Below are 256 nucleotides of genomic sequence, written 5' to 3'. Positions count from 1 at the left end.
TCACCGAAGGCGGTTCCGTCACCTACACCGTGACCCTGACTAACGCTGCTGGTTTGCCGATGAGCAACCACGGCCCGCTGGTATTCACTCTGTCCGATGGCACCAAAATCACCGTTCCTGCGAATGGGACTTCGGCCAGCGCGACGGTCACTGCCAAAGACGACATCTTCGCTGGCGGCCAAGCCCCAATCGTTAACAAACTGGTTTCGGTTACCGGCGCTGAGAACTTCGAGAAGCTGACACTGGGCGATACCAC

1 protein-coding gene is annotated in these 256 nt (G+C 58.2%); it reads left to right on the top strand.

Going from position 1 to position 256, the window contains the following annotated elements:
* On the top strand, positions 1 to 256 hold a 256-nt coding region (locus ACM6IP_RS00925; protein ID WP_414860728.1), incomplete at both ends, for an immunoglobulin-like domain-containing protein.

It is taken from the genome of Pseudomonas sp. IT-P176 (assembly GCF_949767245.1).
Taxonomy (GTDB): domain Bacteria; phylum Pseudomonadota; class Gammaproteobacteria; order Pseudomonadales; family Pseudomonadaceae; genus Aquipseudomonas.
The sequence above is the reverse complement of the archived record's forward strand: the minus strand, read 5'-3'. Positions and strand labels throughout refer to the sequence as shown.